The sequence below is a fragment of the Mesotoga sp. UBA6090 genome (assembly GCF_002435945.1).
Lineage (GTDB): Bacteria > Thermotogota > Thermotogae > Petrotogales > Kosmotogaceae > Mesotoga.
Genome location: NZ_DIXC01000058.1, coordinates 24399 through 45564, shown reverse-complemented (window position 1 = coordinate 45564; position 21166 = coordinate 24399). Strand labels below are relative to the sequence as shown.

Here is a 21166-nt window from a genome sequence, read left to right as displayed (position 1 = left end):
GTTGCATCGAATTACCGAAGAGGCAAATTCGGATCAGTATCGGGTGATCTGAGCATTAAAGGAATTCCTCCGATGGAAAGAGACACGAGTGTGTCAACGGTAAGCGGGGATGCGATAATCTCATATTCAGGTGAACCCAGGTTCGATGCGACGATTTCTTCGGTTAGTGGGGATGTTTCCTCTGACATGGGACTGGTGAAGGTTGACAAGAAGCACTATAGATATGGAAATGGTGAACCACAGGAGTATCTTAAGATGAGCAGCGTGTCTGGTGATCTCCTAATAAGTGCCAAGTACAGAGGAGCGCCCGCAAAAGATGTCAAGGTCGAATCTTCTCCTGCTTCTTCGGAAGAGAACAGGTCCTACAGAGCCGCTGTGGTTGAAGAGAATCTCCAGGATCAGGAGACTAAGAAGATACTGAGACTTTTCAAGGAAGGCAAGCTGACAAAGGAGTACGCTCTGGAGATGCTAGGAGTTCTAGGCTATTCTGAGAAGGAAATAGAAGAGATGCTCGAAGTTGATGAAGAGCTCAAGAAGCTTAAGAACTCCATAGATGTAGTGATGAAGGACGAAGATACAGAAAGCAAAGAGCTTCAGGAGTCTCCTGAGAAAGTTGATACTCCTGAAGAACCTAACTTGACCAGAGAAAAGAAAGAAGGTGATTAGCAATGAAATTTGGTGCGCTTTTCGCGATTTTTCTGGGGATATTGATCATTCTGTCGGTTACACACATAATTCCTAGCTTTGCTTTCACAATAGAGATCTTCTTTGCCATTGTATTCCTCTATCAGGGATTTAAGATATTCAGAAGATTCAAGGCGGAATACATGGGCAGTCTCATCTTCGGTGCGATTCTTGTCACCGACCTTTTGATTGGGTGGAATGTTATCAGGGGCTTCAGGGGTTGGGGCTTCTGGGAGCTCATAGTGGCCATGATTGGATCGTATATCGTTGGTTGGGGCATAGTTACTCTTTTCAAAAAAAGCTTTAAGCTAGGAAAAACACAAAGCTCCACTAGACAGGTCCTGAACATCTCGAGACCGAAGGAGTTTGATGAGCTCGAAATAGAACTCGAGGCAAACCTAACGAAGGTACTAATGATGGACAACACTTCAAACGGTATAGACGCAAATGTAAGTTTCGATAAGCTGAGTTTCAATGGAGATCTGAAATACGATATGGATAAGGCTAGAGGCGTTTTGAAGGCGAAGTGCAAGGCAAAATCCGGGGTTTCGAGTGTTATGTCGAAGTCAAGAATGAACCTTGAGATCAATGCTGAGCCCATTCTCAGGGTTGAGGCCACACTTGATGGAGCTGATACAGTTCTTGACTTTTCGAGTCTGAATCTAGATAGGGCTACAATCAAAACCTCATTGTCCAGGCTGTCAATAATCCCTTCTGAGCGGCGTGACTCAATAATCGATATTGACTGCGAAGTTACTTCCCTGAACATCAGGGCACCAAAGGATGTTGGACTTAGTATTGTTCACGAAGGGGAGTTGAACTGGAGTAACTTCAACAATCTTATGGAGAGAGAAAAGGGATACGTCTCGACCAATATCGACAGGGCCGTGACGACCTGCCAGATCAACGTAAAGTCAGATATGTCGAAGATCTCTATCGACTGGATATAAAAAAGAATCATCTTCTCTGCCGGCCTGATGGCCGGTTTTTTTTGGACTGGTCTATTTCACAAGAAACAGCATGGGCAGCGAGCCGAAAGTGACTTATTATTATATAATCAGGTTACCGGATATGACTTTCCGGAATTTTTGCTTGCGAATAACAGCAGAAGCAGGGGGCGCTCCGTGGACAAGTGCAGAATCGACCCGAGGGTTTTCAAAGTACCGATTGACAAGATGAGAGCCGGCTACTATTCTGACAAATACTTCACAAGACTCGTCGAAGTTCTCAAGAAGGCAGAAAAGAAGTCAAGGGTGCTATACCAGCTCTTCCCGAGGAGAGACGCGACAATAGTGGGAATTGACGAAGCGCTTGCCATTCTTCGATTTGGGACCGGTTATTACTCGAATGAAGGAGAGGCGAAGAGGCTCTTCGAAGGGGTACTCGAGATTGAGAAGGAGGTCAACCACGCAGCCTGGGAGATGGACCGTCGGGCACTGGTGGAACTGACCGCCCGAAAATGGGATCTTAAGATGAAGCTTAATGATCTCTGGGTCGACAAGTGGCCCGAACTAGAAGTTCGCGCTCTGTATGACGGTGATGAAGCAAAGGATATGGAACCGGTAATGACTATAGAAGGCGATCCCAGATATTTCTCTTATCTGGAAACCATATTGCTGGGTGTTATAGCGAGAGCTTCTTCAACTGCCACTGCCGTCAAGTCCGTCGTGAAGGCCGCTAGAGGCAAGGAGATACTCTTCTTCAGCGCGAGATTCGACCATTTCTGGACTCAGGCAACGGACGGATACGCGGCGCTCAAGGCAGGTGCCTTCGGTGTTTCTACAGATGCGAATGCAGACTACTGGGGCGTTGAGAGTATGGGGACGATACCCCACGCCCTTATTGCAGTGTATAACGGAGATACGGCCAAGGCCGCCATGGAGTTCGATCGTTACATAGACGGTGGAGTCAATAGAATAATTTTGGTCGACTGGGACAACGATGTGATTGGAACGACGGTCGATTGCGTTGCCCGCACGTACAAAGCCGAGACCGGTGAGGATTTTGTACCTGGCAAGACCGATCCTTCGGCCGTTATAGGTCCGGGAAAGGGAAAGATATGGGGCGTGAGATTCGATACGTCTGGCAGTTTGAGAGACGTCTCGGTCGCCCCGAAAGACGCTTCATCGCTGGGAGTCTGTCCCGAAATGGTCTGGAGGGCTAGAAGGGAATTCGACAGGTGCGGAATGAAGGACTTGAAGATAGTCGTCTCGGGCGGTTTCACGGCGGAGAAGATAGATCTCTTCGAAAAGCTGAATGTCCCCGCGGATGTTTACGGAGTCGGTTCGTCTCTACTGAAGAACAAGCTGGACTTCACGGCAGATATCGTGGAGGTCGAAGGAAGGCCTTGCGCAAAAGTCGGAAGAGGGAAGAAAGAAGCTCCAAGATTGGAAAAGGTAGCGAGTAACTATTGGAACAACGATAAAGAGGAGAGGTGTTGAAAATGGAAGCAAAGGGAACCTGGACAGTAAAAAAAGGGTTCGCTGAAATGTTCAAGAACGGCGTAATCATGGACGTCACGAATCCCGAACAGGCAAAGATAGCTCAGGATGCCGGAGCCACGGCAGTAATGGCTCTTGAAAGAGTACCGGCGGATATCCGAAAAGAGGGCGGAGTAGCCCGAATGGCGAAAATCGGTCTCATCAAAGAGATCATGGAATCTGTTACGATCCCTGTAATGGCAAAAGCGAGAATTGGACATATTGCCGAAGCGAAGATCCTCGAAGCTATTGGCGTTGACTTCATCGACGAATCGGAGGTTCTTACACCTGCAGATGATAAATATCACATAGACAAGAGAATATTCACCGTCCCCTTCGTTTGTGGAGCGAGAAATCTCGGAGAAGCAGTCAGAAGAATCGCCGAGGGCGCTGCGATGATCAGAACAAAGGGAGAGGCAGGCACCGGAAATATCATCGAGGCCGTCAAGCACATGAGAACCGTCAACGAAGAAGTGAGAAAGGCCCAGATGATGAACGATGCCGAACTCGTCCATTATGGAAAGGAGATCGGTGCGCCTGTCGAGATCCTCAGCCAGGTAAGAGAGCTCGGGCGGCTTCCAGTCGTCAATTTCGCCGCCGGCGGAGTGGCTACACCGGCCGATGCGGCTCTCATGATGATGCTCGGCTGCGACGGAGTCTTCGTAGGTTCGGGAATCTTCAAGTCAAAGGATCCTGCAAGAATGGCCAAAGCGATCGTAGAAGCAGTTTCGCATTATGACAATGCCGAAGCGTTAGCAGAGATCTCGGAAAACGTTGGAGATGCAATGGACGGTCTCGAGATCGAGACTCTTGAAGTTCGAATGGAAGAAAGAGGCTGGTAAGGGTTGAAGATCGGGGTTCTCGGAATTCAAGGCGCTATACAGGAACATCTATCGATTCTCAGGAAGACAGGAGTCGAACCGTCCTGGGTGAAGAACCGGAAGGAACTCGACTCCGTTGAGGCTCTGGTAATGCCTGGTGGAGAGTCGACCACGATGATCAAGCTCTTGAAGAGATTCGAAATGTGGGAAATCCTCAGGAATAGAATAGAAGATGGAATGCCGGTCTTGGCGACCTGCGCGGGCATGATTCTCCTGTCGAGGAAGATTGAGAACGTGCTCAATCAGGACTCTCTGGGCGTTCTAGACATAAGCGTCAAGAGAAATGGTTACGGCAGGCAGATCAACAGCTTCGAGGTCGATCTACAGATAGACGAGATCGGTCCCGAACCATTCAGGGCAGTATTCATTCGGGCTCCAAAGATCGAATCGATCAGTGGCGAAGTTAGAGTCCTGACCAGCTACGACGGATCGCCGGTACTTGTTCGCCAGGGTAACGTGCTGGCAGCCTCCTTTCATCCCGAACTCACAGGGGACCTGAGAATTCACCGGTACTTTCTAAAGATGGCCGAAGCGGCTGAAAAGAGGATTAAAGAGTGTGCAGAATGATCGCCTTCAAAGCATATAAGGAAATAGACACAAACTGGATTTTAGACATTCTAAAGGTCATCTCCGAAAAAGGCATTTCCAGTCCTCACAGTGACGGCTGGGGCTATGCCCTTCGTGGCGAAGGAAGAGAGACCTACAACAGTTCAGGCGCGATCTTTGATAGTTATAGAAAGCTTCCTCCAAGCAGGATCGGCATTGTTCATTCTCGAAAGGCGTCAAAGGGATACGTCGTCAATCTCGAACACGTGCATCCCTTCTACGCCACGGTCAAAGGGAGGAATTACGCCTTGTGCCACAATGGAACGATATACGACTTTGCGAGCGATGAAGGAACGACAGATACACAGAGATATCTCGAGCTTCTGGTCAGCAATCTCGAAAGATACGAAACGAAGAGAGCCCTGGAAATCACCGCAGACTTTGTGGCGGAGAACTACCGCTACACTTCGATCAACGCGCTTCTCACGGATTTTGAAAACGTCTGGGCAATAAGGCAGAACGCAGAGAAAGACGACACGGAGCACGCCCTGTTTCTTTACGAGATGGACGGGGTTAGGATAGTCTCCAGCGAACCCGTTGAGGAATTCGGCGATCTCCCCGGAAACTCTATCGAGATTAAAAACGCCGAATCGATAGTTCTTTGAATATCATAAGAAATGCGTCTGGAGAACTTTCCAAACGCATTTCTTATTGAGAGGACTAGAAGTCTATTCCGAGTTCCTTCATGACTGTGACAAGATTGCTGTCAAGAGATGCAATTTCCGAATTCTCCAGTCTCTTGAGAGGAGTTTTCACACCGCCCATCTTTAGGCCCCTTCTTTCGAGAACATGTTTCATATACGGAATATTTGCACCGTTCCCAACTGCCTTCGTCAGCTTTGTCAAGGACTTCTGACTATCAAATGCCTTGTCGAAATCACCAGCTCTTACCGCATCTCGGACTTTCACGAAGAATTCCGGAAAGACTGCTCCGGGGCCCGAAACACAGCCTCTGGCACCGGCGATTAGAACCGATGCGAATGCAGCATCGCATCCAACGACCGTACTGAACGTCGACGGCAGTGCCCAAATCACACTCAGCGAATTCACGAAATCGCCGCTGCTGTCTTTCAGACCGACAATATTCTTGTGTTTTTCATGGAGCCTGGCAATGACATCGACGCTAACCGGGTTTTTCGTCAGAGAAGGAATATTGTAGATGTATAAAGGGAAGTCGCTTACAGAATCCGCTATCTTGTCGTAAAAACCGAAGAGCTCCTCCTGCTTGTGATTGAAGAAGAAAGGCGAGACTACTGCGGCCGCGTCTGCTCCAGATTCCTTTGAGTGCTTCAACAGTTCGATTATGTCTTCCAGCACTGCAGCTCCGCAATGAGAGACAACGGTCATTCTCCCTTTGTTTGCCTCGAGGAATGACTCCAGAGCCTTTTTTCTTTCAGGCAATGTGAGGGATGTTCCCTCACCGGTCGTGCCGAGCACAAACATTCCGTCGACACCTTTCTCAGCCAGGAAGTCCACATAGGACTTTATTGCATTGTAGTCAACACAGGAACCATCATCATTCATCGGAGTTAGCGGAGCTACGCCGACCCCTTCAAGTAATCTTCTCACCATGATCTCCCTTCTGCCAATCTTCTGGCCGCTTCCGTCATAGCTTCGAACTCCTGAACCAAGCCCATTCTGACCTTCCGTGAACCGTTGGCGCCATAGGCTGTTCCAGGAACAACGAGAATACCGTAATCTCTGTATAGTTTTTCGGTGAAGCTCCAGGGATCAATGCCTTCCGGCGTGGAAACCCATACATACATCGCTCCCTGGGGAGCAGTGAAGGTCAATCCCGATGCCTTCAGACCTTCAATAATCGCATCTCGCCTGCCCTGATATATTCCCCTGAGCTCACAATAATAAGAATCGGGGGTAGACTTCAAAGCCCCCGCAGCGGCGAGCTGGATAGGGTAGAAGACATTTGAGTCGATCTTCGATTTGTAAAGTTTCACTGCGTCCAGAAGACGTTTTTCGGCTACTATTGCCCCAACTCTCCATCCGGCCATGTTATAGGTCTTTGAGAAGGCGAAGTACTCCAGTCCCAGTTCGAGATTCTGGCGCGCTTCGAAATAACTGTTGACTTCAAGATTGTCAAAGGCTATTTCGGAGTATGCAAGATCACTCATCACGACAAAACCGTACTTGCCGGAAAGCTCGGAAAGCCGGTCGTAGTATTCTCTGTTTGCCACTCTGCCGGTGGGATTTGAGGGATAATTGACGATTACCATTTTCGGCTTGTGCAACTTGGCAAGACTCTCGATTTCGTCTAGAGTGGCCATCGGATCAACATCGCCGTCGTAAGTGAGAAGCTTTCCTCCGGTGAAAAGAACGCCCTCAAAGTATGTTGGATAACCTGGATCAGGAACAAGAATTGAATCGCCGGCATTTGCCAGTGCGTGCAATGCATTGAAAATAGCCTCTTTGATTCCGACTGTGACGAGCACATTCTCTTCGGGATTCAGCGTGACTCCGAAACGTTTCCTATACCAGTCAGCGACAGCCTCAAGAAGCTCCGGAGCGCCGTGCTGCGGCGGATAAGTATGGTAGGCAGGATTCGACAGGTTCTCCTTCATTATCTCCACTATCCATTCCGGGGTGGGTCTGTTCGGGGCACCTATTGAAAGGTTGATCATTTTCTGCTTTGGTGGTTCTTTCTTCAGACCGTTAATGAATCCAAAGGCATCGGGCCTGAAAAACTCAAGCTTGGAAGACTCGAGCTGAAACTTCATTTGTTACTCCCTCCCTCTAGTTTTTTAGATACGACAATTAGTGGATAGCACACAAGTATGAAGAACACAGACACTATGCTGAATGCAGTAAACGGACTCAAAGTCAGTTGCATTATCTGTCTGGAGGTTCTGACGATCTCAACCATTCCAACGAGTGAGACTATCGAAGTGTCCTTTATTGTCATTACTATCTGGCCGACAATTGACGGCATGGTACTCTTAATGATCTGGGGTAAAACAACATGGACTAGTTTCTGAAAGTAGTTCATTCCAAGAGCCTCAGCCGCTTCAAACTGCCCTTTATCTAGAGACAGAAGGCCGCTTCTGAAAACCTCTGAGAGATAAGCCGTTGCTGTAACAGAAAGAACAACTATTCCCGTTTGAAACGCGCCCAATTCAATTCCGACGTACGGCAGCGCAAAGTAGATCGCATAGACGATTATCAAGAAGGGCGATCCCCTGATTATCTCTACAACAATGGCTAGAAGTTGCGATGCAACGGGGATTCGATGGAAACGAATCAGGGCGATCGCAATTCCCAGCACTATACCGATTCCCAGAACGAATGGAAGAAAGGCCAGGTTGTTAAGGAAGGCGACTCCGAGCCTAATTATCTGCTGTAGTAAAGATATGTCTTGCATCATACCACCTTCTTAGGACCGAACCATCGCTTCGCATCCGACTGTCTCGATTTCTGATTTCTGCTTATTAGACCGCTCAGAAGAGCAAGAATCAGATAGATTCCGAAATACATTAACATCGGAACACCGAATGATTCGAATGGCATATAGGTTCTCGCAGCGATCTTTCGAGCAGTATATGTAAGCTCGGGGATAACCAGAACTGCAGCAAGACTTGTGTCTTTTATCAAGTACGAGAATTGGCTGATCAGTGGTGGCAGGATGTTTCTGAAGACCTGAGGCAGGATTACCTTCCTCATCGTCTGAAACCATGATAGGCCGAGTGCTTTTGAGGCTTCTGCCTGGCCTTTGTCTATAGCTATAAGCCCGCCACGTACTATTTCGGATATGTAAGCGCCACTGTTGAGAGAAAAGGCAACTATAGCGCTTTGAAAGGAAGTCAGCATCAGTCCGGTTATCGGGAGGCCATAGTGGACGAAGTACAACTGGACAAGCAAAGGAGTCGATCTTATGAATCCCGTATATATTCCTACGGGTGTTCTTGCGAACCAGGACTTCATCGTTGAAAGGATACCCACTACTGTTCCAATAATGAGGGAGAAGATACCACTCAAAGCCGCAACTTTTAGCGTTTCCAACAAGGCTTCAAAGAAATCGGGAAGATACTGTGAGATCATTCTCATGTCAAGCATGACATCACCTAAAGTATCTTGCTCAGGAATTCCTTGGTTCTATCACTCCTGGGATTGTTGAAGAACTCATCCTTAGGGGTAAGCTCGATCAGCTTCCCGTCATCCAGGAAACCAATCTTGTTGGCCACCTGTCTCGCAAAACCCATTTCGTGACTTACGATTATCATCGTCATTCCGCCGCGTGCGAGATTTGTCATGACATCTAGTACTTCCTTTATCATCTCAGGGTCAAGGGCCGACGTGGGTTCGTCGAAGAGCATGAGTTTTGGATCCATTGCCAGGGCCCTAGCGATAGCGACTCTCTGCTTTTGTCCTCCGGAAAGTTGAGGAGGGAAGGCGTCGTACTTGGCCGATAATCCCACCTGATCCAGCAGTTTCTTTGCTTTTTCAACGGCTTCATGTTTAGGTACTTTCTTAACGAGTATGGGTGCCAGAGTGACATTATCAACTACGGAAATGTGAGGGAAGAGGTTGAAATGCTGAAAGACCATTCCCGAGTTCTTTCTAACGAAATTCAGGTTAGCTCTCGTTTGCTTTATGTCTTTTCCCAAAACCTCGATCGAACCCTCGTGAAAGTGCTCGAGCATATTTATACAGCGAAGAAGAGTGCTTTTTCCGGCCCCGCTGGGTCCACAAAGGACCAGCACATCGCTTTCGTATACATCCAATTCGACGTCCTTGAGAACGTGAAGTTTGCCAAAAGACTTGTTGAGACCTCGAATTCGAACAATCGGTTCCATCAGAATTCCCCTTTCGATTCCTAAAATGAGATGGGGGCTAGCCCCCCATCTCATCTTGAAATAACGATTCTCTTGGTTTAATCAATAATGAAAGATGGTTCCCAGGCCTTGCCTACGTATTTCTCGTAAATCTTTCCGTATTCGCCAGTCAGCTTTTCCCACTTGAGGAACCAGTTGAACCATTCGACCAGCGAGTCGGAATCTTTGTCCTGCCTGAAAGCTAGTCCGTAAGTGTCGGGTCTCACATAACCGTCCAGAATCTTCAGATCCGGGTTCTTGTTGACTAGCTCGACACAGATCATCTCATCGTCCATGACCGAGTCGATTCTACCCAACTTGATGTCCGTCATCCATTCGGCAAGATTGTCGTACAGAGAAGCATCTTTGCCCCATTCTTGTTCAATGAAATCTGCGTGAACGGAACCCATTGTCGCACCCATCTTGACTGAAGGATCGGCCAGTTCTTTCCAGTTTTGAAGAGGAGAATCCTTTCTGGCTATCGCAACAATTCCTGTAAGGAAGAACGGGTCGGAGAATCTTATAGACTTCATTCTCGTTAGGGTCATTGACATATTTGCCGCTATCATGTCGGCTTTTCCCGAAAGCAATGAAGGAATAAGGCTTTCCCAAGCCACATCCTGCCAAACCAATTCGACACCCATTTCCTTGGCTGCAAGTTCCATAAGCTCGACGGTGAATCCAGTTGGATTTCCCGAAGCGTCCCTGTACTGCATCGGTACAGCGGTCATATCAGTTGCAACAGTTAACTTTCCGCTCTTAACTACGTTTTCCAGTGTGGTAGCTGCAAGACCAAATGAAACAAACATACAGGCAACAACGATCAAAACAAACAGTTTTTTCATCTCAATTCCCCTTTCACGTATGGATTGCGTCTCAAAAAAAGCACGCATTGGAAATGGTCTGAATAGTTCAATAATATGGAACAGGATTCAACAATGTGGTAACTACCTTTGAATTTACCAAATTGGTCACAGGATTTCCAAAACCATTCAGAGACGTCTGAGAAGTATCTGGGTTAATTATGACTGTTAGATAGAGGTAATCTCTCTCCTGCGGGTCGATCTTGAAAGAAGGTCGTTGTTCCTAGAAGTAAAGGTAGAATCAGACTTCTTTGAGCTTTCACGTCTCGAAATCGATAAACAGCTTGTTCAGCTTTTCTATTGTCTTCAAAAAGCGTTCCTTATACCTTTCAATTGCTTCGTCGGTCATTCTATTAGAAGGCCCGGCAATACTGACGGCATACTTCGCGACTCCGTGATTGTCCAGTATGGGTGCGGCAATGCACTTTATGCTTTCTTCCTGTTCGATTCTGTCATACGCATAGCCGTGTTCTCTTATCCACTCGAGCTCTTTTCTGAGCCGCTCCTTGTCTGTAATAGTATTGTCTGTTCTTCTTGCCAGGGTTACTCTTTCAAGATATCCGTCTATGTAAGAATCCGGTTGAAACGCCAGAAGAGCCTTTCCAACTCCGGTGCAATACATAGAGGCGGTGACTCCGACCGTTGAGTGCGGGCGGAGTGCGTGAGTCGGATGGAGACATTCGATGTAGATTACTTGATCTCTGAATAGCGACGTAAGATGAATAGTCTCGTTAATCTCATTTCTGAGTTCCTCAAGGTATGGAAGAGCCACTTCTCTGAATTCGAGGTTCCTTCTCATGAGTCCGCTCAACTGGAGAATCCTGTTTCCGAGCATATAGAAGTTCCTGTCCTTTGTGAGGTAGTCCAGTTCCGTCATTGCTGCAAGAATATGGTGAACGGTGGCTTTGGGATAACCTAACCTGGCCACTATGTCGCTAAGTCTCCATTTTCTTTGCTCAAAGAAGAGCTCAAAGATCTCGTCCACTTTTTTGAAAGCCTTGAAATGTTCCATAATATTGACCTCACTCGATGACATTGATACTAGAATATCAAAAAATGCTTTCGATAGCAAATCTCTTGACGAATCAACTTTCTGATCCGTAGAGACCCAGTATTAGCAAACATAAATGAGAAGTTAAGTGCTGAATTCGTATTGTTGCTGGTAACACCTTTTCTAAAGGCATAATCTCAATTGAGGATCGAGCACCAGACAAAAAAGCACCGGCCATTTAGGTAGGAGTTTATAGAGTCTACTTACTTCAGCTGGAAGCCTATGCTGAAGTTAATGGTCGCAAGTCTGTTGTCGGTGAAGCCGTCGGGGCTGCCGGAGTTTTCGGAAGTGCCCTTCGCGGTTCCCCCTATGAAACGTACATTGAAATAGGTTTCGAGATAATCCGTCAGAAGCAGTCCGGCTCTCAGAGAAGCGTCGAGTACCGATCCCTCGAAGTCGAAGTCAGCTCCGTTAAGGAACTTGCTGGAGGCGTAGAAACCGTCGATGTCTGTTGCCAGGTAAACCTTTTCGTTCAGCCAGTATGCGCCCTTCACTTTGATAATCGGAACGGGACCGACATTCTTGTTGTCGACGAATTTCGTTCCGTCGAGAAACTCGAAGTAGATATCTGCATTTCTCAACTGAAGTGATAGGCCGAGGGCAAGATAGCTGTTACCCTTTCTCAAGGCGTCGTAAGTGTAACTGACCCTGTAGAAGGGGAAGACGTAGTTCAAGAGGTTTCCACTTCCGGCGGGGAAGGTGACTCCATCGACTATCAGGTCGTTCTTAAGTTGAACCTTGGACTGAACCGTGAGCGGCTGATACAGAAAGTAAACCGTGTGTTTGCCGATGCTCAGCCCGGCTGTGTACCTTTGATTTTGATATGGAAAGAGAATGTCCTGTCCGCCGTCTTTCACGTAGTTAAGAACGGTTCCCGTCTGACCGAACTGAATGGTGTGGAAGATCACTCCCATAAATCCGATCTCATATTCAAGTTCGAATTTGAACCTGTTTTCACGATTCCACCTCCGTTTATATTGATTACAATTATGAAGCTTTCGGTTACAATAGTGTCAGGTCATTTGGGGATTGTCGATCTCTTCTTCGCTGCTAGAATTGTCGCAAAGGGGGCATATATGGAGAAGCGTTTACCTATTCTAGAACATGATTATGAAAGACCAGCCGTCATAGAACCGACGAAGGCCATCTCTTCGATCTCCGAGATGCCGGAAAGAGCGGTGATTCTCTTCTATCAAGGTGTGATAGAGATTCTCTTGAAGAAGGGTCTTCTGAAGAAGATCGTTGACAGGAGAAGCGAGGTCGGATTCTTTCCCGTCTACGAGATCGAGTACAAAGGGGTCAAAGTTGCGATCTTGAATCCCCGACTTGGAGCGCCGTCGGCGGCGGGCTTCTATGAGGAGCTCATCGCCCTTGGAGTTAGAAAGACAATAGCCTGCGGCTCATGCGGAGTGTTGAAGAGGGAGATCCCGAGGGGAGAGATCATAGTCGTTCAGTCTGCCATCAGAGACGAGGGAACCTCTTACCATTACCTGGAGCCTTCCCGCGAAATCACTGTGGATGCAGAGGTGTTAGAGAAGGTAGAGGCCGCATTGGAAGCTTCATCGATTCCATATATCAAGGGAAAGACCTGGACGACCGACGCCTTCTACAGGGAGACGAAGAAGATAGTCAAGGAGAGGATCGATGAGGGCTGTATTACCGTCGAGATGGAGGCTTCCGCCCTCATGGCCGTCTCAAAGTTCAGAGATGTCGTCTTTGGACAGCTGCTTTCCTCGGGAGACGACGTTAGCGGCGAAGATTGGGATAGAAGATTCCATCCTGAGGCCTCGAGCCACAAAGAACGCGTCTTCTGGGCAGCTCTCGAGTGCTGTCTGAGATTATAGATTTATTGCTACTCAAGCCCTTCATTGTGCATGGAGGCAAGCTGAAAGGGTGATAGCATGTTCGAACCGATAAGGATTTCTGTAAGAGAACACACAAGAGCGATAGAAATCCTGTCTGAAGCATTTGCCGATGACCCGATGATCAAATATATATTAAAAGAGAAAGGAAGAGAATACGTAAAGAAAATCTATGGAGTAATGTTCAAGGCCTATTCGGCTAAAGGAAATGCCTATTTCGATTCACCCGATATGAACGGAATGATTCTATGGATTGACTCTGAAGAAGACCCCGGCCTTGGAGCCTGGATCAGGAGCGGAGCCTTGAAAATGCTCACATTTCCAGCAAGGTCACTTAATCGTCTTATGAAGGTCGGCAGGGTAGTATCTAAGGTTCACAAAGAATGCATACAAGATCAGCACCTTCACCTTATCTTGCTAGCTGTTTTACCTCGAAAACAGAGAATGGGAATAGGAAAGAAACTGATGAACTTCTTTATCCGTGAAGCAGACTCCAGAGGACTTCCGGGTTATTTGGAAACCCAGAATCCTTCAAATGCAGGCTTCTACGAATCCTTTGGCTTTTCCGTTGCCAGGGAAGTTGAAATATCGTCCGAACTCAAATCCTGGAGCATGATTAGAAATACTAAGAGGCAAAACAATTGAGATGGACCGTTGCGCTTACGACCCCCTTTGTTCGTAAGCAAAAAGAGAGTGAGAACGCTGGAAAAACTCAGAGCCAAGAACTGTAGAAGTCAGGATTTTCCGGTGGATGAAGTCTCTCTTTCATTAATCAATTTTACAGGTAGACTGATAGACGGTTATTGTTAACAGCATCCTTATCATTTGGTTTTGTGAGACACACTTCTTCATTCGTTCCTCTACGGCTCTATGTGTGGTATAAACTGTATATCAGAAGATGTTTGTCTTGAGTATTGAGTCCACGCAGTGTAAGATGATTATCAAGTGAATTCGGCAAAGAGAATTCGCCTTTTCGTGATTAAAAGTGGCCAGTGATATAATTGTGGTGCAAATACCTTAACGTCTAAAAGGATAGGTGGAGGTGTTGTATGCTTAAGAGAGGGTTTTTACTGGGTGTATTTGTAATTCTGTCGGCTTTGATGCTCGCCGGAATAGTTGGCGCAGTAGCCGAAATTGATAAGTACGGTAACGTTCATACGAATATCCCCATGGAAGCAGTTGTTTACGCCGCTATTGAAGCAGGAGACTTGGTTTATGTAACAATGGGTACAACCACAATCATGGTACCATTCGTAACAACATATGGTGATGTCGACAGAGGACAGCCTCTTGCAAGATACTCCGACGCGCATGTTCTTCTCGCTATCAACTATGGTAACTTCGCAAAGACTTACGGATTGGAAGTTGGAAGTCCCGTTTACATGGGTCTGGTCGAGAAGGGAGCTTACAAGGATGAACTGGAGATAAGACACCTTGTGAGAAGCGACGTAAGGGAAGATTACGCGAGCGATGAGGTTTTCGCGAACTTCAGAGAGATTACCCTCGGAGATATCGCTCCGGGTAAGCTTTACAGATGCTCCCATCCTTCGATAGACGATCCCAGGGCTCCTTACGCGTCGGCTCTTATCGAGCGGGCCGGTATCAAGACGGTTATCAATCTCTCCGACTCAGATGAAGAGCTCGCATCAAATCTTGAATACTCAGAGTACTACAAGTCCATCAGCGAGGCCGGCAACCTCATCAATTTGAACATGAGTGTCGATCCTCTCGCAGACGACTTTGCGAGGGAGCTCGGAGAGGGCCTAAGATTCATGATAGCTCACGAGCCGCCATACCTGATTCACTGTGTCGAAGGCAAGGATAGAGCAGGAATTGCATCGGCTCTGCTTGGCGCAATCATGAACGCGAAGACCGACGAGATCTATGCCGATTATGTCAGGTCTTACGAGAACTACTACAATGTCGTACCGGGGACCGCAGCTTACGACGCAGTAAGAAAGATCATCGCAGATCTCTTCGTACTAATGAACAACGGTAATCCCGTCGACGATGTCAATGTGAAGAGCGTTGCTCTAGACTACCTGACGAAGAAAGCAGGTCTCTCTTACACCGAGATCGCTGCAATTCAGGATATTCTTAGATAATAGTTCCATAGAGAGTGTTATTATCGAGAGGCGGTCTGGAGCCGCCTCTTTTCTTAGAGATTATGGTGGTGTTCTGGAATGTGGGATGTGCTGAATCAGATTGAGCTTTCGATTATGGATTCGCTTAATGCAGTTATGTCTGGCCAGTTCATGGATCTTTTCCTCTCTTTCATGCTGTTTCTCGAGAGGGGGTCCTTAGTATGGATCCTTCTCACGGTCTTTCTGCTCTTCGATAAGAGATTTCGCAGAGCTGGATATATGACTTCGCTTGGACTCGGCATAAGTCTGCTCATTGTCTTCATTATCCTTAAGCCCGTTTTCGGGAGGCTGCGGCCGCTAGAGTTTATCGAGGGGTATACTATCATCTTTCCAATTCCCGAGACTTACTCCTTTCCCTCTTCTCCGGTCGCCGTAGCTTTTGCCTACACTGTCGTCTTATGGAACAGCGTCAAGATGCTCAGGGTTCCGCTAGTTCTACTTTCTTCTCTAATAGCTCTGGCAGAAGTGTACGTCTATTTCAGCTTTATCTCGGATGTTATTGCCGGCGCTGTTATCGGTATCGCATGCGGAATTCTCACCGTCTGGCTTTTCGATAAGTACATTATTATCAAGCCTGAGAGAAATGACAAGTCCGGCAGCTTAGAGTAACTACGCTTCTAATAAATGATTTACCAGTCGACGATGGCCCTGAAGAGGTCGGTGTTTCCCTGAACGATTCTCATTAAGGTTCCTGTGAGTGCATACGTGCTGGAGACCGCCACGACTTTCCCTCCACCGACGTTGGATGCTGCAACAATGGGTATGGATTCAGGAGCCTGCGGTAAATAGGTCACTTCATCACCACTCGGTACATAGGTTGTGAAGATTGCAGATGTTTCGGCAAAGATTGTGACAGTCGAATTCCCTTCCACAGTTAGCTTGGTAGCCATCATCATGGCGATCTTCGCAGAGAGGGAAGATGAAAGCGGATGGGTCGTGAAGTTATCGAATGTTATTAGCAGCTTGTTGTTTCCGCCGATGTTGTTGACGATATCCGTTACAAGTCCCCATACAAATCCTATACCGGTGTCTAGCCCGTTGGAAACTCATCATTACCCACAAGTATTGGAGAAAAGGCAAGCGAAGTGATAGATTAAGAACATAGATTGTCGAACATTGTGAATTCTTCTTTTAATGCGGTATGGAGGTGATCTCAGTGATTGGGATAAGTGATGAGTTTGAAGAAAGCGATTTTGGTGACAAGAGACTGAAGAGTATCTCAGAGGCTTTTGTGAGAAACAGTGAAAACAGCATTCTGGAAAGTTTTGAAAGCTGGTCTGAAATCAAGAGCGCATACAGATTCATGAGCAATCCGAAAATAACAAGAGAAGAGATACTTAGATCACGCACAAACAACACAATGGAGAGGGTAAAGGAACCTTCAACTGGAGGAAAGACAAAGACTAGAGATTGCAATAGCCATATGTTATGTTGTTACATGGTTCCTCCTATGGCTTACATATCTTGGAAGAGAGTTCAACGAAAAGCGGTCATTGTTCTTTCTTCGTGGTTCGTTCTTGGAACCAGATCCCGAAACAAGTTTGGGATGACAGAGTGAGGGAATTCCAAAAGCCGATGTCGGGATAACTTCATCAGTTGCAGTAAAACCTTGAATTGCTGAGCCGTTTCTGTTCGCGAGACCCCAGACTCGAGTCCCGAGACTCACTACTAATTCTGTCATTCTGAACTTGATTCAGAATCTCGTGTTCTTGGTATTTGATCTTAACCAAGAACGAGGAACAGATCCTCGCTCTGTAACAAAGAACAGGCTCTCTTCGGCGAACGGAGAAACGCTCAACGGTCAAACAGTTTTTCTTGCTCTTACTAACCCCCTACCTGCCACAATCCCCAACCCCTCTAAAGCCCAGATCTCGAGACGACATCCAGCACATGAAGTATGTCGAACCAAACTTCGGGAGACTTAAGTTTACAGAAATCCGTACCCATGTAGAAAATGAATGGATGATAATCTCTTCTTCTTTCCCATAGTGAGAGAAGTGATTATAGCCCGAGTTTGGCTTCCGTACTACCAAGGAATTCAGGGATTTCGAGTAGGAGTTTCGTCATGACGAGAGTGGCGTACGGGCAAGGGTCTTGTCTTCTACCAGGTCCGGTAAAGCTTCCTAGCTAAGGTGACGCGACGCATGGCCAGCCGTTGTCCCTTATTTGTTCTGCTAGATATTCGGCGACTAAAGCACTCTTGCATCGTCTTAGAGTCCTATTCCTGCTAGCGAATAAAGTATTACCGGTGCATCACACAGCGCCCAGGCAAACTGATCTGTTCCCGAACCGCCGAATTTTGCAGGAATATTCATGAGAGCCTGAAAAGGACCCTGTGAAGAGCGATGTCCAAGTATCTTCTCAACGATTTCTTCAACCCCGGGATCATCTTTTCTTATCCCAAGATCAGCCAGAAATGTCAATTTGTGAATCAGACGGCTGGCATTCTTGTGGCTTGTCAATACAGAACGGGGCCAGTCTTGAAGTTCGGTGATCAATGATTTTGTCTCTGGTGAGCATTTTCATACGTGATTCAATAACATTTTCGTCCTTTTCATCCTGTAAGAGAAGATCTAATCTTGTTCTATATTCGACTCATGAAGGACCTTCAAGGAGCCAATCTATAGTCTAGTTTATGAATCGCCTCCCAAAGAGATGACAAAAGAACTTGGCGGTCTACATAGATCTTGACACCGAAATCGACCAGTGCAAGTGAATAACCTACCTGTAATGGTTACCTAGAAAGCTAAGGAGAGATTCTTTCTGCGAAAATGGTCTTTCTAGCGTGAAGTTGTGATAAAATTACTATAGTAGATGGAGCCAAAATTGTACCAGATACCTGTGAACAGGAGGGGTGGTCATTATGTCAAGAATGGTATTGATGCTCGCCGGTGTGGTTTTCCTGGTTGTGGCTCTTCTAGCTTCAATTGGAACTGTTGTTGTGCCTGGCTGGCATATCGTTTTCTTATGGATCGGTGGTGCCATTATGGTCCTTGTCGCCTTTATGGACAAAGGCAAAAAGACTAAGTCGGAGTCTTAATATTAAGAGGCCCGGAGGATTCTCCGGGCCGTTCATTTGTGACATTTCGTTATGAATCCTTTCGTTTGAAGTTTCACTTTCTTATTTCAAGATCTTTCAGTATCTTTGGCGCTTCTTGAAGCTCTGAATTTGGCACATCATACTGGTCGCCACGGCTGTCTTTCTCTTCAACGAAGAACTCCGGCATTACGTTGTGTTTGGAATTCAATCCACAAGCTTCGTTGAATTTCGTTTCAAGAACGATAGTATTCTTGGCGATTTCGAAGATATCTTCTTTAGTTATATGCTCACCATAAAAGAGATTTACCAACGTTGCAATAGTGTCAAGGTTCTCTTCCGTAGTACCCGCATATATGCAGAGAAACATATCAAAAGCCGTGTACATTATTTGCCTATATAATGACTCTGCAACCTGCCCTTCTCCAGTTCGAACGTCCACTTTGCTAACTGCTGGAAAAACGTTTCCAGCTGTATGGTCGGCACCCATTGTTGAAGTAGCATAGGTTGTTCCTGTTCCTTTAAGACCTCTTGGGTCATAAGCGGCCATTGATTGGTTCTTGACAGCAGGAACCCTTGTTATACCGAAGACCTTCCCCACTAGACCAGATCCGGAAGCAAGAAGCCTTCCAAAAGGCGAGAGAGATCTGATCTCATGCGTAAGAGCGCTAAAGCTTTCAGCGTTTCCAAATTCTGCGAGGCCAGCTTCCGCTGCTACTGCGAATGAGGCGCCTGTCTCAATTGTATCAAGCCCAAAGTCGTCGCAGAATCTTTCAAGCGGTGCAACTTTATCGAAGTCAAAGATTCCTAGATTTGATCCTAACATTACTGTCGATTCATATTCGAATCCCGAAGTAACATATTCTCCATCCTTGTCATGGATAATGTTTGAACATCGAACCACACAACCTTTGGAGCAGGCATGCCCCATCCTTCCCCCTCTCGATTTCAGTTCATCAACGATATTCTCGCCGGACAACGCTAGAGCTTCTTCTGAAGATGACTCTCTATAATTTCTGATTGGAAGGGCGCCGAGTCTGTTAATAAAACTCACTAGAGAAAGATTACTGAATAAGGTCATGTTTACCTTGCTCTTTATTATTCTTTGCGCGAAATCCCTAGATACTTTAAGGAATTCTTTTTTGGTTTCTTCAGGAGGCATAATCATAGGAGAGCCTGGTTCCAAGAAAATAATGGCTTTTATGTTCTTGCTTCCCATGACCGCTCCCATTCCCCCTCTGCCTGCATGACGAGAAGCATGACCTTCAAGATCGTTGCCTGAAATGGTGGAGTTAATCAACCTATTTTCACCGGCAGGTCCTATTCCAAGTATGCCGGCATTTTTTCCATATTTCTCGTGAAGCTTCTCAAACAGTTCGTAGTTCATAAGACCCTTTAGCTCAGGAGCTTTTTCGAATCTGCAGTTTCCTTTGTCTATTATCAATACTGACAGTTCTTCAAGTGCACCAGAAACTGTTATTGCCCTTATACCATTTCTAGCAATCAGATCAGGAACTCTCCCTCCTATGTTCGATTCCTTTATTCCTCCTGTAAGAGGACTCTTCGCACCAATTGAAAGCCTATTTGAATTCGGTACTGGAGTTCCTGCAAACGAAGCCGGACATATTACAAGTACGTTCTTTCGACTGAGTGGATGTATATCTGGCCGAACATATTTAGCTATGAGCCTTGATGAAAGAGTTCTTCCTGCAACAAAGTGTCTGTATTCTTCTTTGTTTGAAGATTTTTTGTTCAGATCAATATTCAAAATCATGTAACAGCCTCCTTATCTTTCGGAGCCTTACGATGGTAGTTTACAATCATTATTCCTATTGCGACTAGAAACAGAGCGGCAGGTAATGCGGGGGGTATTACTTCACCCGGAACAATCCATGATGAAATCAAAGTTCCCGCCAAGGGCACTATGAACTTGTATACTGTGATTTCACCTGCTTTGTTGTATTTAAGAACTGAATACCAAAGTGGGAAGATTATCGAGGAAATTGCTCCCGAATAAAGTATGAGGAACCAACCTTTTTCTGATATATGCGCAATGTCACCAGGCTTCATGAAAACCAGACTAATTAATAGAAGAGTGAGGGAGCCCACAATCATTTGCCAGGTAGTTACAATAATGGGATTCGCCTCTCTAGATATCTCCTTTGCCATGAAGTAACCTATAGCCGACACAAGTCCAACAAGGATAAGAAGAAACTCTCCGTTCATTTTGAAGGTCCAACTCATTCCTTCATCCCAATTTGCAAGAGCTATTCCCGAGAAACCAATAATAAGTCCTATAGATTTCGTGAGATTGAGTTTATCGTCTTTGTAATAGAAGTGACAGATCAGGATGAGAAAAAAGTTGAGAGTCGAAGTAAGTATTGATCCCTTCGAACCCGTTGTATTTGCCATTCCAACGTATAGAAAAATATACTGCAGAATGGTTTGGAAGAATCCTAACATTATAATCCTTGGGACAAGCTCCTTTTTGACTAGAAGTTGATTTCGAAACGCGAGGAGACTAATACAAAGAAGAATTGCGGAAGCTATCAGAAATCGTAAACTTGCAAGAAATATTCTCGCCGGCACCGAAACAGATTCGACTCCCAACTCTGAATAAATCAGTTTTATAACTGGGAAGGCGCTTCCCCAAAGAATTGATATCACTATTACAAGAGGGATGACAGTGATCTTCTTAGTTAGAAATGATTGGACAGTCATTTTTTCTCCTTTGG

24 protein-coding genes are annotated in these 21166 nt (G+C 46.3%); 12 read left to right on the top strand and 12 right to left on the bottom strand.

Annotation, left to right across the window (positions count from 1 at the left end; all coding sequences use genetic code 11):
- The 6 genes from B3K42_RS09120 to B3K42_RS09095 all read left to right on the top strand — a co-directional run.
- Window positions 1-666: DUF4097 family beta strand repeat-containing protein (locus B3K42_RS09120; protein ID WP_292598378.1), on the top strand; the 666-nt coding region annotated here is incomplete at its 5' end.
- A gap of 2 nt (window positions 667-668) precedes the next feature.
- The gene (locus B3K42_RS09115; RefSeq protein WP_292598377.1) at window positions 669-1634 is read left to right on the top strand and encodes a hypothetical protein; all 966 of its coding nucleotides are present in this window, start codon (window positions 669-671) and stop codon (window positions 1632-1634) included.
- A 225-nt stretch (window positions 1635-1859) separates the two neighbouring features.
- The gene (locus B3K42_RS09110) at window positions 1860-3125 is read left to right on the top strand and encodes a nicotinate phosphoribosyltransferase (protein WP_349680969.1); all 1266 of its coding nucleotides are present in this window, start codon (window positions 1860-1862) and stop codon (window positions 3123-3125) included.
- 2 nt (window positions 3126-3127) lie between these two features.
- A complete protein-coding gene (pdxS, locus tag B3K42_RS09105) occupies window positions 3128-4006 on the top strand; it encodes a pyridoxal 5'-phosphate synthase lyase subunit PdxS (protein WP_292598374.1) in 879 nt (292 codons plus the stop codon).
- 3 nt (window positions 4007-4009) lie between these two features.
- Window positions 4010-4612, top strand: coding sequence for a pyridoxal 5'-phosphate synthase glutaminase subunit PdxT (gene pdxT / locus B3K42_RS09100; RefSeq protein WP_292598373.1), 603 nt, complete (start codon window positions 4010-4012; stop codon window positions 4610-4612).
- Window positions 4609-5256: a class II glutamine amidotransferase gene (locus B3K42_RS09095; protein ID WP_292598380.1), complete on the top strand. Its 648-nt coding sequence runs from the start codon at window positions 4609-4611 to the stop codon at window positions 5254-5256. Before pdxT ends, B3K42_RS09095 begins: the two co-directional genes overlap by 4 nt.
- A gap of 55 nt (window positions 5257-5311) precedes the next feature.
- Here the strand turns inward: B3K42_RS09095 and B3K42_RS09090 are convergent, their stop codons facing one another.
- The 8 genes from B3K42_RS09090 to B3K42_RS09055 all read right to left on the bottom strand — a co-directional run bounded on the left by B3K42_RS09090 (window position 5312) and on the right by B3K42_RS09055 (window position 12302).
- Window positions 5312-6220, bottom strand: coding sequence for a dihydrodipicolinate synthase family protein (locus B3K42_RS09090; RefSeq protein WP_292598371.1), 909 nt, complete (start codon window positions 6218-6220; stop codon window positions 5312-5314).
- Entirely contained in the window at window positions 6217-7383 is a 1167-nt protein-coding gene (locus B3K42_RS09085) for a pyridoxal phosphate-dependent aminotransferase (protein ID WP_292598370.1), read from the bottom strand. Before B3K42_RS09085 ends, B3K42_RS09090 begins: the two co-directional genes overlap by 4 nt.
- Window positions 7380-8024, bottom strand: a complete 645-nt coding sequence (locus B3K42_RS09080; protein WP_292598369.1) for an amino acid ABC transporter permease — start codon at window positions 8022-8024, stop codon at window positions 7380-7382. Before B3K42_RS09080 ends, B3K42_RS09085 begins: the two co-directional genes overlap by 4 nt.
- Window positions 8024-8716 carry an amino acid ABC transporter permease gene (locus B3K42_RS09075; protein ID WP_292598367.1) on the bottom strand — a complete coding sequence of 231 codons (693 nt, stop codon included), beginning with the start codon at window positions 8714-8716 and terminating at the stop codon, window positions 8024-8026. The genes B3K42_RS09080 and B3K42_RS09075 overlap by 1 nt, the downstream gene beginning before the upstream one ends.
- Before the next feature lie 8 nt (window positions 8717-8724).
- Window positions 8725-9456 (bottom strand): amino acid ABC transporter ATP-binding protein, encoded by a 732-nt coding sequence (locus B3K42_RS09070; protein ID WP_292598365.1) that lies wholly within the window; start codon window positions 9454-9456, stop codon window positions 8725-8727.
- A gap of 77 nt (window positions 9457-9533) precedes the next feature.
- Window positions 9534-10319, bottom strand: coding sequence for an ABC transporter substrate-binding protein (locus B3K42_RS09065; protein ID WP_292598364.1), 786 nt, complete (start codon window positions 10317-10319; stop codon window positions 9534-9536).
- 277 nt (window positions 10320-10596) lie between these two features.
- On the bottom strand, window positions 10597-11349 hold the full coding sequence (locus tag B3K42_RS09060) for an IclR family transcriptional regulator (protein WP_292598362.1): 753 nt from the start codon (window positions 11347-11349) through the stop codon (window positions 10597-10599).
- Window positions 11350-11591: 242 nt separating this feature from the next.
- Window positions 11592-12302 carry a hypothetical protein gene (locus B3K42_RS09055; RefSeq protein WP_292598360.1) on the bottom strand — a complete coding sequence of 237 codons (711 nt, stop codon included), beginning with the start codon at window positions 12300-12302 and terminating at the stop codon, window positions 11592-11594.
- A 75-nt stretch (window positions 12303-12377) separates the two neighbouring features.
- On the opposite strand from B3K42_RS09055, the gene B3K42_RS09050 reads away from it, so the two are divergent.
- From B3K42_RS09050 to B3K42_RS09035, 4 genes are all read left to right on the top strand, one after another.
- A complete protein-coding gene (locus tag B3K42_RS09050; protein ID WP_292598359.1) occupies window positions 12378-13232 on the top strand; it encodes a nucleoside phosphorylase in 855 nt (284 codons plus the stop codon).
- A 57-nt stretch (window positions 13233-13289) separates the two neighbouring features.
- Window positions 13290-13895, top strand: a complete 606-nt coding sequence (locus B3K42_RS09045) for a GNAT family N-acetyltransferase (RefSeq protein ID WP_292598357.1) — start codon at window positions 13290-13292, stop codon at window positions 13893-13895.
- Between the two features lie 404 nt (window positions 13896-14299).
- A complete protein-coding gene (locus tag B3K42_RS09040) occupies window positions 14300-15355 on the top strand; it encodes a tyrosine-protein phosphatase (protein WP_110991177.1) in 1056 nt (351 codons plus the stop codon).
- 78 nt (window positions 15356-15433) lie between these two features.
- Complete coding sequence (locus B3K42_RS09035) at window positions 15434-16003, top strand: phosphatase PAP2 family protein (RefSeq protein WP_110991178.1); 570 nt, start codon at window positions 15434-15436, stop codon at window positions 16001-16003.
- Window positions 16004-16023: 20 nt separating this feature from the next.
- Here the strand turns inward: B3K42_RS09035 and B3K42_RS09030 are convergent, their stop codons facing one another.
- Window positions 16024-16287, bottom strand: a complete 264-nt coding sequence (locus tag B3K42_RS09030) for a hypothetical protein (protein WP_292598355.1) — start codon at window positions 16285-16287, stop codon at window positions 16024-16026.
- Between the two features lie 263 nt (window positions 16288-16550).
- On the opposite strand from B3K42_RS09030, the gene B3K42_RS09025 reads away from it, so the two are divergent.
- Complete coding sequence (locus B3K42_RS09025) at window positions 16551-16952, top strand: IS4/Tn5 family transposase DNA-binding protein (protein WP_181419129.1); 402 nt, start codon at window positions 16551-16553, stop codon at window positions 16950-16952.
- A 652-nt stretch (window positions 16953-17604) separates the two neighbouring features.
- Here B3K42_RS09025 and B3K42_RS09020 read toward each other — a convergent pair.
- A complete protein-coding gene (locus B3K42_RS09020) occupies window positions 17605-17892 on the bottom strand; it encodes a hypothetical protein (protein ID WP_110991180.1) in 288 nt (95 codons plus the stop codon).
- 365 nt (window positions 17893-18257) lie between these two features.
- Here B3K42_RS09020 and B3K42_RS09015 point away from each other — a divergent pair, with 365 nt between their 5' ends.
- The gene (locus tag B3K42_RS09015; RefSeq protein WP_181419131.1) at window positions 18258-18434 is read left to right on the top strand and encodes a hypothetical protein; all 177 of its coding nucleotides are present in this window, start codon (window positions 18258-18260) and stop codon (window positions 18432-18434) included.
- A gap of 73 nt (window positions 18435-18507) precedes the next feature.
- Here B3K42_RS09015 and B3K42_RS09010 read toward each other — a convergent pair whose 3' ends face one another.
- Window positions 18508-20205, bottom strand: a complete 1698-nt coding sequence (locus tag B3K42_RS09010; protein ID WP_110991181.1) for an aldehyde ferredoxin oxidoreductase C-terminal domain-containing protein — start codon at window positions 20203-20205, stop codon at window positions 18508-18510.
- Window positions 20202-21152, bottom strand: coding sequence for a DMT family transporter (locus B3K42_RS09005; protein ID WP_110991182.1), 951 nt, complete (start codon window positions 21150-21152; stop codon window positions 20202-20204). Before B3K42_RS09005 ends, B3K42_RS09010 begins: the two co-directional genes overlap by 4 nt.
- Window positions 21153-21166 lie beyond the last annotated feature (14 nt).